At 43.9% G+C, this 14,816-nt stretch carries 17 protein-coding genes; 6 read left to right on the top strand and 11 right to left on the bottom strand.

From position 1 onward, the window contains the following. Positions 1-11: 11 nt before the first annotated feature. Positions 12-728, top strand: a complete 717-nt coding sequence (locus LJF29_RS16930; RefSeq protein WP_229149785.1) for an endonuclease V — start codon at positions 12-14, stop codon at positions 726-728. 87 nt (positions 729-815) lie between these two features. On the opposite strand, the gene LJF29_RS16925 is transcribed toward LJF29_RS16930, so the two are convergent. Beyond that, positions 816-1,697: a LysR family transcriptional regulator gene (locus LJF29_RS16925; RefSeq protein WP_229149784.1), complete on the bottom strand. Its 882-nt coding sequence runs from the start codon at positions 1,695-1,697 to the stop codon at positions 816-818. A 123-nt stretch (positions 1,698-1,820) separates the two neighbouring features. On the opposite strand from LJF29_RS16925, the gene LJF29_RS16920 reads away from it, so the two are divergent. Together LJF29_RS16920 and LJF29_RS16915 are read left to right on the top strand one after the other, a co-directional pair. Then, positions 1,821-2,366, top strand: coding sequence for a flavodoxin family protein (locus LJF29_RS16920; RefSeq protein WP_229149783.1), 546 nt, complete (start codon positions 1,821-1,823; stop codon positions 2,364-2,366). Further along, complete coding sequence (locus LJF29_RS16915; RefSeq protein ID WP_229149782.1) at positions 2,363-2,587, top strand: hypothetical protein; 225 nt, start codon at positions 2,363-2,365, stop codon at positions 2,585-2,587. Before LJF29_RS16920 ends, LJF29_RS16915 begins: the two co-directional genes overlap by 4 nt. A 27-nt stretch (positions 2,588-2,614) precedes the next feature. On the opposite strand, the gene LJF29_RS16910 is transcribed toward LJF29_RS16915, so the two are convergent. The 3 genes from LJF29_RS16910 to chrS are packed head-to-tail and all read right to left on the bottom strand — an operon-like array spanning position 2,615 to position 4,231. Beyond that, on the bottom strand, positions 2,615-3,151 hold the full coding sequence (locus LJF29_RS16910; protein ID WP_168748925.1) for a chromate transporter: 537 nt from the start codon (positions 3,149-3,151) through the stop codon (positions 2,615-2,617). Then, positions 3,148-3,741, bottom strand: a complete 594-nt coding sequence (gene chrB, locus LJF29_RS16905) for a chromate efflux transporter subunit ChrB (protein ID WP_229149781.1) — start codon at positions 3,739-3,741, stop codon at positions 3,148-3,150. Before chrB ends, LJF29_RS16910 begins: the two co-directional genes overlap by 4 nt. Positions 3,742-3,754: 13 nt before the next feature. Beyond that, complete coding sequence (chrS, locus tag LJF29_RS16900; RefSeq protein ID WP_010332142.1) at positions 3,755-4,231, bottom strand: chromate efflux transcriptional regulator ChrS; 477 nt, start codon at positions 4,229-4,231, stop codon at positions 3,755-3,757. Between the two features lie 213 nt (positions 4,232-4,444). On the opposite strand from chrS, the gene ggt reads away from it, so the two are divergent. Continuing rightward, positions 4,445-6,022 (top strand): gamma-glutamyltransferase, encoded by a 1,578-nt coding sequence (gene ggt / locus LJF29_RS16895; RefSeq protein ID WP_229149780.1) that lies wholly within the window; start codon positions 4,445-4,447, stop codon positions 6,020-6,022. Here the strand turns inward: ggt and LJF29_RS16890 are convergent. From LJF29_RS16890 to cotG, 7 genes are all read right to left on the bottom strand, one after another. Next, the gene (locus LJF29_RS16890; RefSeq protein ID WP_010332140.1) at positions 6,019-6,372 is read right to left on the bottom strand and encodes a DUF4181 domain-containing protein; all 354 of its coding nucleotides are present in this window, start codon (positions 6,370-6,372) and stop codon (positions 6,019-6,021) included. The two genes, ggt and LJF29_RS16890, sit on opposite strands and share 4 nt — an antisense overlap. Positions 6,373-6,447: 75 nt before the next feature. Continuing rightward, positions 6,448-7,146 carry a D-allulose 6-phosphate 3-epimerase gene (gene alsE, locus LJF29_RS16885; RefSeq protein ID WP_229149779.1) on the bottom strand — a complete coding sequence of 233 codons (699 nt, stop codon included), beginning with the start codon at positions 7,144-7,146 and terminating at the stop codon, positions 6,448-6,450. Between the two features lie 18 nt (positions 7,147-7,164). Further along, positions 7,165-8,427: a PTS ascorbate transporter subunit IIC gene (locus LJF29_RS16880; RefSeq protein ID WP_168748920.1), complete on the bottom strand. Its 1,263-nt coding sequence runs from the start codon at positions 8,425-8,427 to the stop codon at positions 7,165-7,167. A 33-nt stretch (positions 8,428-8,460) separates the two neighbouring features. Continuing rightward, a complete protein-coding gene (locus tag LJF29_RS16875) occupies positions 8,461-8,727 on the bottom strand; it encodes a PTS sugar transporter subunit IIB (RefSeq protein WP_024123087.1) in 267 nt (88 codons plus the stop codon). 11 nt (positions 8,728-8,738) lie between these two features. Further along, positions 8,739-10,826 (bottom strand): BglG family transcription antiterminator, encoded by a 2,088-nt coding sequence (locus LJF29_RS16870; RefSeq protein ID WP_229149778.1) that lies wholly within the window; start codon positions 10,824-10,826, stop codon positions 8,739-8,741. 222 nt (positions 10,827-11,048) lie between these two features. Next, positions 11,049-11,669 carry a flavin reductase family protein gene (locus tag LJF29_RS16865; protein ID WP_168748918.1) on the bottom strand — a complete coding sequence of 207 codons (621 nt, stop codon included), beginning with the start codon at positions 11,667-11,669 and terminating at the stop codon, positions 11,049-11,051. Between the two features lie 162 nt (positions 11,670-11,831). After that, a complete protein-coding gene (gene cotG, locus LJF29_RS16860; RefSeq protein ID WP_229149777.1) occupies positions 11,832-12,443 on the bottom strand; it encodes a spore coat protein CotG in 612 nt (203 codons plus the stop codon). 138 nt (positions 12,444-12,581) lie between these two features. On the opposite strand from cotG, the gene cotH reads away from it, so the two are divergent. Next, positions 12,582-13,670 carry a spore coat protein CotH gene (cotH, locus tag LJF29_RS16855; RefSeq protein ID WP_010332133.1) on the top strand — a complete coding sequence of 363 codons (1,089 nt, stop codon included), beginning with the start codon at positions 12,582-12,584 and terminating at the stop codon, positions 13,668-13,670. Positions 13,671-13,797: 127 nt separating this feature from the next. Beyond that, a partial coding sequence (locus LJF29_RS16850; RefSeq protein ID WP_229149776.1) for a spore coat protein CotH occupies positions 13,798-14,816 on the top strand: 1,019 nt, incomplete at its 3' end.

Here is a 14,816-nt window from a genome sequence, read left to right as displayed (position 1 = left end):
AAACAAGTGAAATGAAAGTACATCAAATTCACGATTTTCATCTAAAAGATGAATCGGATTTTGTTCAAACACAACAATCCCTTATACATAAAATCAACCTATCACCCTCCATCACCCCAGACTCCATCAAAACCTGCGCAGGCGTTGACCTTGCCTATTGGGAACAGGACGGAGAACCATACGGAGTGTGCAGTATCATCGTCATTGACGCTGATACAAAAGAAGTCATTGAAAAAGTGCACAGCATGGGGAAAATCAGCGTGCCGTATGTGTCTGGTTTTCTTGCTTTTCGTGAGCTGCCGCTGATCATCGAGGCGGCCAAAAAGCTGGAGACAGAACCGGATGTGTTTTTGTTTGATGGCAACGGGTATCTGCATTACAACCATATGGGCGTTGCCACCCATGCGGCTTTTTTTCTCAATAAACCGACAATTGGGATTGCGAAAACCTATCTCAAAATCAAAGGCTGTGATTTCGTAATGCCTGAAAATAAAGTCGGTTCATACACAGATATTATCATTGACGGCGAGGTATATGGCCGGGCGCTGCGGACGCGGCGAGACGTGAAGCCTATTTTCTTGTCTTGCGGAAATAACATTGATTTAGAAAGCAGCTATCAAATTACGATGAGCATGATCAGTCATGGAAGCAGACTGCCGATCCCTGTCCGCCTGGCTGACCTTGAAACACATGTATTGCGAACGATTTATCAGAAAAATCACGGGTAACACTTGGGGCTCTAAGCCATCAAGTGTTTTTTGTATGCTGTGTGCTTTCCTGCTTTATCAAAAAACTTGTCGTCCTTGCAGAGAGGTTTATTTGAATGTATTCCGCGTCAAATCGATAAAAGCCTTTAATGGTGCAGACATCCACTTGTCCTTATGCCATGCTAGTTGAGTAAAAACGGGGCAGTCGCTTTGCCAGTTGAATTCTTTCATCCGACCTTCGGCAATATCGTCTTTTACTGTCATTTGAGGCAATAGTCCAATTCCAAGTCCGGCCATCACACATTGTTTGATGGCTTCTATGCTGACAAATTCTAATTTGTTAGGGTAGACACCGGCGTCATGTAAGGCTTCCTCAAAGAGCGTGCGGTATGAGCAGCCGTCCTCTGTCAGGAGAAGGGTTTCGTTTTGAAGATCCTTCAATATTACTGGTGAGTCTGCTGGAAAAGGATGGTTATTGGCAGCCACCATTTTGATCTCATCCTGAATCAGAGATTCAACGTGCAGTGCGTCTTCCGTCCGGTTCACATCCAAAATGAAGGTAATATCAAGCTGGCCCTGTAAGAGCTGTTCTTTCGCTTGTTCGTTGGAAATATACGGTTTGAATATGAGCTTTACTTGAGGAAAAGCCTGTTTAAATTCTTTTATGATAGGGGGAAGGCGATATGTGCACTGGCTTTCTGTCGCTCCGATTCTTAAGGTTCCCGTTGTTTCAATCACTTGGTTTGACGCCATTTTCGCTTCCTCAGTTAAGGAGATAATTTTCTCTGCGTAGGACTTAAATGTTTTGCCGGCTTCGGTCAGTACGAGCCGCTTGCCGAGCCGTTCAAATAAGGGGGTTCCGATTTCTTCTTCAAGTGATTTGATTTGAGATGTAACACTTGATTGCGCATAATTGAGCATCTTGGCGGTGAGGGTGAAATTGACGTGTTCTGCCGCCGTGATAAAGGTAATCAGCTGCTTCAGTTCCATCGGCCGTCGTCCTTTCTAAATCGGTTTTATCGATTGATTCAATCGGAATAATCATCTGTATTGATTGATTTGTTCATTATATGATAAAGAAAATCATTCGTAAACAAAAGGAGCCGATGACTGATGAAAATAGCGGTTATTAACGGAGGGACACGGACCGGGGGAAATACCGGCATTCTTACGGAGAAAGCTGTTCAAGGATTAGCGGCGGAATCCATTCATTTACGAGAATATCACATTCAGCCAATAGAAGATTTTCGTCATGATTCAAATGGCTTTCGGCCGGTGATGGATGACTATGATTCTATCGTTGAACGGATTTTGCCTTGTGACATTCTCATTTTTGCCACCCCCATTTATTGGTTCGGCATGTCAGGAACGTTAAAGCTATTCATTGATCGCTGGTCACAGACGATGAGAGATCCACGATTTCCTGATTTTAAAGAGCAAATGTCAGCAAAACAGGCATATGTGATAGCAGTCGGAGGAGACAATCCTAAGATAAAGGGGCTGCCGCTGATAGAACAGTTTGGTCACATTTTTGATTTTATGGGAATGTCATTTGAAGGCTATGTGCTGGGAGAGGGCAATCGTCCCGGCGATATTATATTTGATCAGCAGGCGATAGAAGCTGCGGGCAGACTATTGAGAAGAAGTGATGCCGTGTGAAGCTGCTGTTGTCCGTCATTGTTGGGATGCTTATTCTAGGATTCTTTTTATCTTGGAAAATGCCGCGGTCTGAGGAATGGATACACGTCAAAACAAACTCATCTCAAGAGAAGCAATTTGCCAGAATGTCAGGAAACACGCTGCAAATCAAAAACGTGATCAAAAATGATGCAGCCAAAGAAACAATTTATATGACAAATGGCATTTCTGGCCCAAAATAAAAAAGCACCCCCTGAGGGTGCTTTTTTCTATAAATGAGGAACTACAAGCCCCCCATATAAAAATGCCGAGATAATCAGGAAAGCCGGATGCAGTTTGAATTTTGTCATGCAAAGGAGGGAAATGCCCGCAATCACTAAGGATTGAATCCAGCCGATGGCTTTGATGCCGTCTGCGCCGATTTGCCAAGTGAGAATGAGCATCATGACAGCGATAACAGGCTGGACAGACAGCGTCATGCCTTTGATCACAGGTGATTGGCGAAAACGCTGAATGATGCGAAGCAGGACGATCAGCGCGAACGCGGACGGTACAACAGTTGCGATCAGCGCAATCAGAAAGCCGGGCCAGCCGCCTGCGCTGTAGCCGACATAAGCGGCGATTTTGGTTGCGATTGGGCCCGGCAATGCGTTCGCAAGTGCGAGCATGTTAGAGAATTGGTCGTTTGATAGCCAGCCGTACCTGTTTACGACTTCTTCAAACATCAGCGGGATAGAGGCTGGGCCGCCGCCATATCCCAGAACGTTTGCGATAAAAAATGCTGTGAATAAAAACATAATGATCATGAGGCGGACATTCCTTTATCTTTTGAATGTTTATTCGTCACTTTGTCTTTCAGTTTAAAATGAAATGCGCCGTATGCTAAGAAAATGATAATAACGATACCGGGGTTGATCTGTAACAATTGCAGTCCGATAAAAGCGATGATAAAAAACAGGATTCCGGTGACCCAGCCAAATCCTTTGAGCGCTTTTTGCCCAAACTCGTATGCCATGATACCGAGCATTACGGCGATAACCGGCGTTACTGCGCCAATCATGCCGGCAACAACTGCCGAGTGGCTTAAGACGTTTACAGCCGCAAATAAGGCAACCATTGCAAGGCATGTAGGCAGAATGTGGGCCAGAGTGGCAACAATCGCGCCTAGCGTGCCTTTTAGTTTGAATCCCAGATACGCCGCCATCTTGGTAGCGATCGGTCCGGGGAGTGCATTGGCGATGGCTAATATTTCTCCAAATTCATCATCATCTATCCATTTATACTTATTCACCGCTTCATGGCGGATCAGCGGAATCACCGATGGCCCGCCCCCGAAGCCTAAGATTCCGGTGCGCACCATTGCGGCGGTCATATCCCGATAAGGATGGTTTTTCATCAGTTTCTCTCCTTTACAGCTTCATTCCCATACGGCTTTTGTACCGTTTGATCAGCATTTGGCAATCAACGCTGACGACGCCCTGAAGCGGATACAGCCGTTTCGTTAAAAACTCTTCCATTTCCTGATCATCCGCGAAGATCCCGTGCATGTGAAGCTTGCTCGGACCAGTCATGTGATAAAGGCTGGTGACCGCAGGTTCTTCTTCAAGCTTTAGGGCGACTTCTTCTAGGAATTGCGGCTCTACCTCCACATTAAAAAACACGGATACATGAATGCCGATTTTAGCTGGATTGATCACGGCTGTGAATTTTTCAATAACACCTGCTTCAATCAGCTGATTAATGCGTGATTGAACCGCAACACGTGATAATTCAACTCTTTTGCCAAGATCCGTATAAGAAATCCTCCCTTCCTCATGCAAAATGGTAAGAATCTGTTTGTCTATCTCATCAAGAACAAGGTTAGGAATTTGATATTCATTGCCCATTTGTTGCACCTGCTTTCGTTTGACTTTTAGTCAATATTTTATCATATAAGTTTCATTTCGTAAGAGAAAATTTATATTTATTTTCGCAATGAATATAAAAATATTTTTATGTTTACGAAAAGGATAAAGTTCGTCAGCTTTTCTTCCGGATCAGTAGATGCGAAAAAACAGGGTCTCTATAATGAAGAAAATCTCTTGCAAAGGGGACTTGTGATGAACAGATCTATTATCGGCACTAAGCAAATGGTCGTCAGTCCGCATTACCTCGCATCACAAGCGGGAAACCGCATTCTGGAGAAGGGAGGAAACGCATTTGACGCCGCTGTCGCCGTGAGCGCTTGTCTGGCGGTTGTCTATCCGCATATGACGGGGCTTGGAGGAGATTCCTTTTGGCTGACCTTTCATCAAAAAACAAAGGCGGTAAGAGTGTACAATGGCAGCGGCCGTTCAGGAAAAAATGTGACGAGAGACGTGTATAAGGGGAAAAATGAGATTCCGCTGCGGGGGATCGACAGCGCAATTACCGTACCGGGAATGGTCGATAGCTGGGATGCCGTGCTGAAGACATACGGACGGATGTCGCTTTCTGACGTAATGGAGCCTGCACTCCATTATGCTGAAAATGGTTTTCCTGTATCTGCAGATCAGTGCCGGCATACAGCGACGAATCTTGAATTGCTGGCGTCAACACCTTACACCGCTGATATCTTCACGAAAAGCGGCAAAGCACCGGTCCCCGGCGAACGGTTTGTGCAAAAAGAGCTTGCGAACAGCCTGAAAATGATTGCTGAAAAAGGAAGAAACGCATTTTATGAAGGTGATATCGCACAGCGGATTGTCTCATATTTACAGCATAATGGCAGCTATATGACAATGGATGATTTTACAGCACACAAGGGTGAGTGGATGGAGCCTGTATCCTGTGATTACCGGGGGTACATTGTGTATCAGGCGCCGCCGAATTCCCAAGGTTTTACGGGTTTAATGACGCTGAACATTCTGGAAAACTATGATTTCAGCCAAATTGAACATGGTTCATTTAACTATTATCATGTGCTCGTGGAGGCACTGAAAAAGAGTTTTCTAGATCGGAATGCCGTTCTGACTGATCCGGCGTTTGCTGATATTCCGCTGGAAAGCCTCTTGGACAAAAGCTATGCCAAGCAGCTGGCGGAAGAAATTGGTTATATAGCTGAACCGGTGGAAAGCAGACCGGTAGGCAGTGATACCGCCTATGCGGCGGTGATGGATTCGGATGGCAACGCGGTGTCGTTCATTCAAAGCCTGTACTTTGAATTTGGCTCGGCTGTTACTGCCGGGGATACAGGCATTCTCATGCAAAATCGCGGCTCATTTTTCTCATTGGATGAAAACCATGTCAATACACTTGAGCCGAGAAAGCGCAGCTTCCATACGCTGATGCCGGCTATGGTCTGTAAGAATGGGGAACCGAAGATTCTGTACGGCACGCAAGGGGGCGAAGGCCAGCCGCAGACTCAGACGGCAATCATCACCCGGATGCTGGACTATGGAATGCATCCACAGCAGGCAATTAGCGAGCCGCGCTGGGTATGGGGCAGAACGTGGGGCGAGGATTATGAAGGTCTCAGAGTTGAGAACAGAATTGCAGAGAAGACGGTCGAAATGCTAAAAGAAAGCGGCCATCTCGTGGAGACAGTCAGTGATTATGACCCGCTGATGGGCCACGCCGCAGCAATCGCAGTGGATGAGGAGGGCTTTCTCCAAGGAGGAGCCGACCCAAGGGGGGATGGGGCGGCTGTTGGGATTTAAGATACGAAGAAGAAGAACATACTCATATAAATAAAAATGACCAGAAACAGTGCAGCACCAAATAATGAGTGTACATATTGTTTTTCTTCACGCTCATATTTCCATTCCATAAAAGCACGTAAACCATTAATGACGAAAAGATATAAAATGAGCATATACTCTGGCGGATAACGCAAAAGAGAAAATCCCAGTAAAATGAGCAGAACGATTTCCAGCACGCCTTGTATACTGTTCACCGGTTTATACCACCAACGGGGTTTGGGAATGCCGCGTTTACTGGCGAAAATATAAAAAGATGTACTGAAAGCAGCTGCAATCAGTATTAAAATTAAAAAATGAGTGCCTGTCATACCAATCCCTCCTAAACTCATCTCTTTATACGTTTGTGGGAGAGAAAATGTTTCATAGAAAAACACCCGGGGGGATTACTCCGGGTGTTGCATTTTTATAGGGTGTGTCTGCTGCTGGAAAATGGTTTTCATTTTATTCCATGCGATTTCTGTGTTTTCATCGAGGTCAAAGAGGCCTGAATTGCCGATGATAAAAATGTCATTCCCAGCCTCTGCAAGCGTGCGGAAGGTTTTTTCATTACAGGAGCCGTCAACTTCAATGGCATACGTATAATGATTTGTTTCTCTCCATTCTCTGGCCGCCCGGATTTTTTCCGTCATTTCTGCGATAAACGGCTGCCCGGCAAAACCCGGATCAACGGTCATAATCGTCAGTTTATCAATCAAATGCACATAAGGGCTGATCCACTCTAGCGGAGTGGCCGGGTTCAATACAATCCCGACCTTTGCGCCATGATCTTTGATTTTGTGTATCAGCCGAAATGCCGCCCGGTTAATCGTTTCGGCGTGCACGCTAATGTAATCAGCGCCGGCCTCTGCTGTCATATCGATAAAATCCTCCGGCTTCTCAACCATCAGATGGGCATCAATCGGGAGAGCTGTCACTGTTCTGAGCTGGCTGATGAAAAATGGGGACAGCGTAATGTTTTTGACGAAATGGCCGTCCATGATGTCAACATGATACATATCGGCACGGCTGTTTAGAATGGTGATCTGCTCGTTGAATTTTGTTAAATCCATACACATCAGAGAAGGTGAAAATAAATGTTTCATGACGCAGCATCCCTCACTTTAATTACATAATTGTATGATCCAGCCAAGAAGAATCCCGATAATGCCAAAGTCTGAATCACCGTAAGTTGTGCCTTCAAATCCGAGCGAGCCAAGAACCGGCAGAAGAAACGCAGGCAGAAAAGAAATGAGAATCCCATTGGCAAACGCACCGAGTACAGCACCCCGAACGCCGCCGGTTGCATTTCCGTAAACTCCCGCCGCCGCTCCTGTAAAGAAATGCGGTACAAGTCCCGGGACAATAACGCTGAGACCGAAGACCGGAAGAAGAAAAATGGACACAATACCTGCCAGGAAGCTGGATAAAAACCCGATAATCACAGCGTTGGGCGCAAAAGGAAAAACTGTCGGACAGTCAAGAGCGGGTTTGGCGCCTTTCACTAGCTTTTCTGCGATGCCTTTAAAAGCAGGGACAATTTCCGCGATTACCATCCGAACCCCCGCCAAGATGACATATACCCCAGCAGCGAACGTAATGGCCTGCATAAAGGAATAAACGAGAAAATGGCTTCCGCCGCTCAACGATGCTTCAATATAGTCCTTTCCGGCGAAAGGAGCGACAATAAAGAAAAGGAGTGCCATCGTTAAAGAAATGGAGACTGACGTATCCCGCAGAAATCCTAATGATTTCGGAACTTTGATATCCTCAGTGGAATGAGATGGATTGCCCGCATGTTTGCCGATGAATCCAGCAATAAAATAGCCGGCAGAACCGAAATGGCCGAGAGCAAGATCATCGCTTCCTGTAATTTTTTTTGTATACGGCTGAAGGATGGCGGGTGACAGCACCATCAGCCCCCCAAGAATAATGGCGCCCGCAGCAATGAGAGGAACACCGCTGATGCCGCCGGTAATTAGCACAGCCGAAATCAATGAAGCCATGTAGAGAATATGATGGCCGGTTAAGAAAATATATTTAAATGGCGTTAGACGCGCCAGCAATATGTTAACAATCATTCCGAAGATCATAATGAGTGCCGTTTCTGTACCAAACGTTTTTTGAGCAATGGCTGAGATTGCATCTGTATTGGGTACGACGCCTTTAATGTGAAATGCTTTTTCGAACATGCTGCCGAATACCGCAAGTGAATCTGAGACAATCGCCGCCCCGGCGCTGAGGATGACAAATCCCATGGCCGTTTTCAGTGTGCCCGATACGGTATCCGCAGCATTTTTCTTTTGCAGAAGCAGACCGGCTAAGGCAAAAAGTCCAATTAAGATAGCAGGAGTTCCCAGGAAATCGTTTATCAAAAAATCAAGCATCAGATGCACCCCCGTCGTCTATGTTTTTTTGTGTTACAAGTTGGTAAGGATGGCTTCTTTGATTTCTTTCTGGTCCAGCAGGTTTTTGAGTCCGACCACGTTACGCGTTCCATCGTCTAGGCCTGACACAATATCGGCTGATCCTAAGTACAGATCCGCTTGCTCTGTTTTGCTTGAGGTGAGGTCTGTATGTGTCACATCAGCGCTGATGTTCAGTTCATCAATGATTTTTTTTACATTCATTTCAACAATAAAGCTCGATCCGAGTCCATTTCCGCAAACAATTAAGATTTTTTTCACTTGAATCACTCCTAATTTGAGTATTTTTGAATCATTGGCAGCACATCTTCCGCCGATTGAGCGTTGATCAGCAATTGAATGTTTTCCGGATCACCCAGCATATTCGTGAGCTGGGTGAGGGCTTTCAAATGGGTGTCATTGTCGATTGCCGCGAGCACGATAATCAGCTGGACTGAATGCTCGGGCTTCTCTGAAAAGGAAACGGCTTGTTTCAGTCTCAGAAAGCTCATACCGATTTGATTCACACCGTCTTCAGGCCTTGCGTGCGGGATGGCGACGTTCGGCGTAATGACGATATATGGGCCCAGTGTCTGAATCGTGGCAATCATGGCATCGACGTATTGCGGGGTAACAGACCCGTCATCCAATAGCGGCTTTGCCGCCATGCGGACGGCATTTTCCCAACCGGGGGCAGAGTCGGCCATCGTTATATGGTTAGGTGTCATTAATTCAGCAAGCATTGGTTTGCGGTTCGCCTCCTTTTCATGTTTGCGCGGCTCTCCTAAATACTCGGTCAGTTCGCGCATCAGCTCTGTTTTATGAATGCCTTCTGCGTGTTTTTCGATGATGCTCATGATGTCATGAACACTTGGATGGAAAAGGGCAGCGCTGTTTGAGAGTGCATCTACTTTTTTCAGCAGGCTGATCTTTTCCCTGCTGTTCAGTATGGGATTGACGATGAGTACAGGCACCCCTCTGTCTGGGAGCGGAACGGTAGAGATTAGGACATCCGTTTCAAGCGTCATTGTTTCATAGACACGGCTTGACACGGTTTCCAAAATATCGACATTCGGCAGAAGATCTTCAATTTGGCTCTGTAAAATTTTTGATGTGCCGATGCCGCCCGGACAGACAATAACCGCTGTTTTTCTAAGTGAGGGCGCGACCCCTTCGCGTTTCATCCAGCCTCCGAAATGCATGGCGATAAATGCTGTTTCTTCACTGCTGACAGGAATTCTTAATTCTTTTTGAAGGTGATGAACGACTTTTTTCGTTAAGCAGAAAATATCACTGTATTTCGTTTTGATGGAGGCAGCTATCTCACTCTCATGAGGGGTGATATCATATTTAATCCTGTAATATGCTGATTTCAAATGAAGCACCAGATGTTTTTTTAGATTTTCCGGGTCCTGAAAAAGCACGCAGGCGTAACGCTGGAAATCGACAATCATTCTGTCCGCAATATCATGTACCGCACCCAACTCACCTGCAATGAGACTTGAAGCGGGGAACTGACTGATTTTAGCCCCTAGCAAATGGATCGTGAAGTAGCACATTTCTTGATCAGAAATAAAGGCTTTTTCCGGCAGTTCCGCCGCTTCCACCGCTCGAACGGCCGCTTCATATTCCTTCGTTTGCCTGATGGCGTATTGCTCTTCTTGTTCTAGAGTGATTTCTTTTCCCGCCTGTATTCTGATCAGAAATAACGTAAAGTGCACACTTAAGCCCGCGAGAACATGATCAGCAAATTTCATGTGAAGAAGTTTTTCGAACGTCAGCAGCATAGAGCGCATGATTTGGATTCGCTGCTCACAAGCAGCTGGATCGGGGCAAAGATCTGTTACCGCCGCAGTGCTGCTCTTTTGCATGAGCTGATTTGCATATTCAGCCAGCATTTTTCGCTTTTGCTGCTCTAATCCTGAGAAAAAGTAACCCTTTTCTTTGGTAAAGCAAAGAATGATACCGAATGTCTTCAGCTTTTCGCGAATATGCTTCATATCCTGAATGGCGGTGTTGCGGCTAACGTGATTTTCGTCAATGAAGTGTTGCAGAAGCAACCGTCTGTTTCTCGTTAAAATACGTAGGATCACTCTTGCCTGTCGCTCTGAAGGAGAATATTCATATCTTGAATTTGTCGGCGTTTTCATTTCGGATGTCAGCATTTTTTTCGTTTGGTCTTCTAAATAAAATCCTGCTGAACGCCTTCTTTTGATCGGTGTCAGTCCTGTCTCTTTCAGCCAGCCATTAATTTTTTCAATGTCATAATACAGCGTTCTCCTTGAAATGTTTAATTGCTCCGTTAATTCGCCGCAAGTAACATAGCTTTTTGTGTTGAGAACCTGGTGAAGTATGGCTGATCTTCTTTGGTCTAAAGGCATGCCCATCAGCTCCTTATGTGCAGGTGATATCAGTCTGCCGTCCTTCTCTTCGTGCGGGCTTATTTTAATTGTAATGGGCAACATCTGAATTTATAAGACCAAATCAGTGCAAACGATTTGTGCAACTATCATTCCTTCACATAAAAAAAAGCCAGGCACATGCTGTGCCGGCTTTTAATGACAGTGTCTTTTTGACTAGTTTCTTCTATATAAATAGTCCTTTTATGAACTCGGACGAATCAATGTAAATTCTTCACCGAGCTTTGCATAATGGTTTCCGGCTAATCTGGAAGCCGGCTTTAATTCGTCCGTTAAAATATACCCTTTATCTGCGTCATACACCTTCTCATCGAGGTGAAAACAGACAACTCTGCCAATAAGCAGATCAGCCGTGGTTACACCATGATCATTGTCGAATGTGATATGCCGTTCGAGTTTGCATTCAAAACGAACGCGGGCTTCTTGAATGCCAGGCACCGAGACAGCTGTGCTCTCTACAGAATGGAGAGAGGTGCGTGTCATTTCACTTTCATCCGGCCCTAAACTTGCCGCCGTTTCATTGATGTCTTCAATGATGGCTTCATCACTGACATGGACGACAAATTCACCGTTTTCTATCGCGTTTCTGGCTGTATCTTTTTGCCGTCCTTCTGACCGGTTAACAGAAATACTGAGTAGCGGAGGATCTGAGCTGACCACGTTATAGAAACTGAAAGGCGCCGCATTGATTGTCCCGCTTGAAGAAAGTGTTGTAACAAATGCGATCGGGCGCGGAATAACGGCTCCTGACAGCAGCTTATACGTGTCCTTGGAACTAAGCTCTTCTGCTTGAAATATGTACATAACAACACCGCCTTTATTGTAAGGATACCATGAGTATAACGAAATCCATTCAAAGAAACCAAATAATGCGGGTTGCATATGCTATGTCATGACATATAACTGATATAGGGGAATTAGAAAATAGGCTACCGTACGTATGCCGGAGCCTATGACAGTTTTGTATTATTTATATTTCTTTTTGACTACCCAGCAATTGCCGTCTTTCCAGAATTCTTTTTTGCTGTCGTAATCATCTTTTTTGTGGTGCTGAAATTTTCTGCCGTGTTTTTTGTGAGATCTTTTCTTATGAGAACAGAACGATTTTTTGTAGCTGCGTGATCTTTTCTTATGAGAACAGAACGATTTTTTGTAGCTGCGTGATCTTTTCTTGTGAGAGCAGTAAGACTTTTTGTAGCTGCGTGATCTTTTCTTGTGAGAGCAGTAAGACTTTTTGTAGCTGCGTGATTTTTTGCGAGAACAGAACGATTTCTTGTAGCTGCGAGACTTTTTGTAAGAACGGTATGATTTTTTGTGGCTGCGAGATTTCTTGTGAGAACAGTAAGATTTTTTATGGCTGCGAGATTTCTTGTGAGAACAGTAAGATTTTTTATGGCTGCGAGATTTTTTGTGAGAACAGTAAGATTTTTTATGGCTGCGAGATTTCTTGTGTGAGCGGTAAGACTTCTTATGGCTGCGTTTTTTTCCACGAGGCTCTTGGTATAAATAAGTTTTTAAACCTTCTTTTTTTGCGGATTTCACCGCTTCTTTGATATCAGAATGGGAATAGTGGCCCAATTGAAATCCTCCTTTTTGTAATTGGTTTAAGGATGAAGATCCTTACTACACACATAGTACGCACGATTGTAAAAAGTGTATAAGTGTTCCGCTGAGATCTCACAAAAATAAAAGCCTAATTTTGAAGGGGGACTACGGATGAAGAATCAATCAAATTTGCCTCTGTATCAGCTGTTTATTCATCCAAAAGACTTACGGGAATTAAAAAAGGATATATGGGATGATGAACCGGTTCCGGCTGTGCTGAAAGTGAATCAGAAAAGATTTGATATCGACATCGCTTATCGCGGATCTCATATTAGAGATTTCAAAAAGAAGTCGTACCATATTTCCTTTTATCAGCCGAAAACATTTCGCGGCGCCCGCGAGGTTCACTTGAATGCGGAATATAAAGATCCTTCTATGATGAGAAACAAATTGTCTCTCGATTTTTTCTCAGAGCTGGGGACGCTGTCTCCGAAGGCAGAATTTGTGTTTCTAAAGGTAAATGGGAAGAATGAAGGAGTGTATCTAGAGCTTGAATCCGTCGATGAATATTATTTAGCGAAAAGGAAGCTGGCGGACGGAGCCATTTTTTACGCGGTTGACGATGATGCTAATTTTTCTCTCGTGAGTGATTTGGAGAGAGAAACGAAGACGTCGCTTGAGCATGGGTATGAAAAGAAGACAGGGACCGAGGAAGATGATTTTTATTTACAGGATATGATTTTTAAAATTAATACTGTCCCTAAAGCTCAATTTAAATCAGAAGTGACAAAGCATGTGAATATCGATAAGTATTTGCGCTGGCTGGCCGGCATTGTGTTCACCTCAAACTATGACGGGTTTGTCCATAATTACGCTTTGTACAGAAGCGGGGAAACCGGATTATTTGAAGTGATTCCTTGGGACTATGATGCGACCTGGGGCAGGGATATCCATGGAGAGCGGATGGCTGCAGATTATGTAAGAATTCAAGGGTTTAATACATTAACCGCTCGCATTTTGGATGAACCCGATTTTCGCAGGTCCTACAAGCATCTGTTAGAAAAAACGCTCCAATCTCTCTTTACCATTGAATATATGAAACCAAAAATATTGGCGCTTTATGATCAAATCAGGCCGTTTGTCCTGATGGACCCATATAAAAAGAATGATATTGAACGTTTTGACCGTGAGCCGGAAGTGATTTTTGAGTATATTAACAATCGTTCACAATATATTAAAAGCAATTTAAGTATTTTGTGAATGCATGATTATAGGTATTCGCTGAAAATCAGTCAATTAGGCTATTCAATTAGTTCAAGAAATAACTGTGACACGTATATATGCAATATATTTATCATCTATGTATAAATGACTAGGAGGGTAATGAATGAGCAAGAGGAGAATGAAAAATCATTCAAATCATGATATATCTTACTATAATTTTTTGCATTCAATGCAAGATAAAATTGTCACTGTATATCGAGGAGGTCCGGAATCTAAAAAAGGAAAATTGGTAGCTGTAAAATCAGATTATATCGCCTTACAAACTGAAAAGAAAACCATTTATTATCAATTGGATCATGTCAAAAGTATTACAGAGGATACCAATAATAGCACAACAACAATTGAGACGGCAGAAATGGCTGATGCTGATGATTTTCACAGCTTAATCGGACAGTTAATGAACCAATCAGTGCAATTAAATCAAGGCGGTCCGGAATCAAAAAAAGGAAGTTTGGTATGGCTAGGAGATGATTTCGCTGCGTTAGACACAAATGAGGATGGAGTAGTTTATTTTAATATTCATCACATCAAAAGCATAAGTAAACATGAGGACGCTATAAATAAAGAAGGACATACGCCAGGTGTCTTGGAAGCTGATCATTTAAACGAAGTTTTTAAGAGTTTAACTCATAAATGGGTTTCGATTAATCGAGGAGGACCAGAAGCAATTGAAGGGATCCTCGTAGATAATGCGGATGGTCATTATACTTTAGTGAAAAATCAAGAAGTGCTTCGGATATATCCTTTTCATATCAAGAGCATCAGCTTAGGCCCAAAAGGCTCTTACAAAAAAGGTGATCAAAAGAAAGAACATGATGATAAAGAAGAAAGCAAATATGATATAGACCAAAAACAAAAACACGAAGAAGAGGGGGACAGCAGTTCGTTAACCTCTTCAACATCATATAGCTCATCAAGTTCGTCCAAATCATATCGGTCACCAAGATCTTCAGATTATCAATCGTCAACATATGATCGTTCATCAGATTCCAAAAGTTCGTCCAAATCATATCGGTCACCAAGATCTTCAGATTATCAATCGTCAACATATGATCGTTCATCAGATTCCAAAAGTTCGTCCAAATCATATCGGTCACCAAGATCTTCAGATTATCAATCGTC

It is taken from the genome of Bacillus sp. LBG-1-113 (genome assembly GCF_020708615.1).
Classification (GTDB): Bacteria; Bacillota; Bacilli; order Bacillales; family Bacillaceae; genus Bacillus; species Bacillus mojavensis.
The sequence above is the reverse complement of the archived record's forward strand: the minus strand, read 5'-3'. Positions and strand labels throughout refer to the sequence as shown.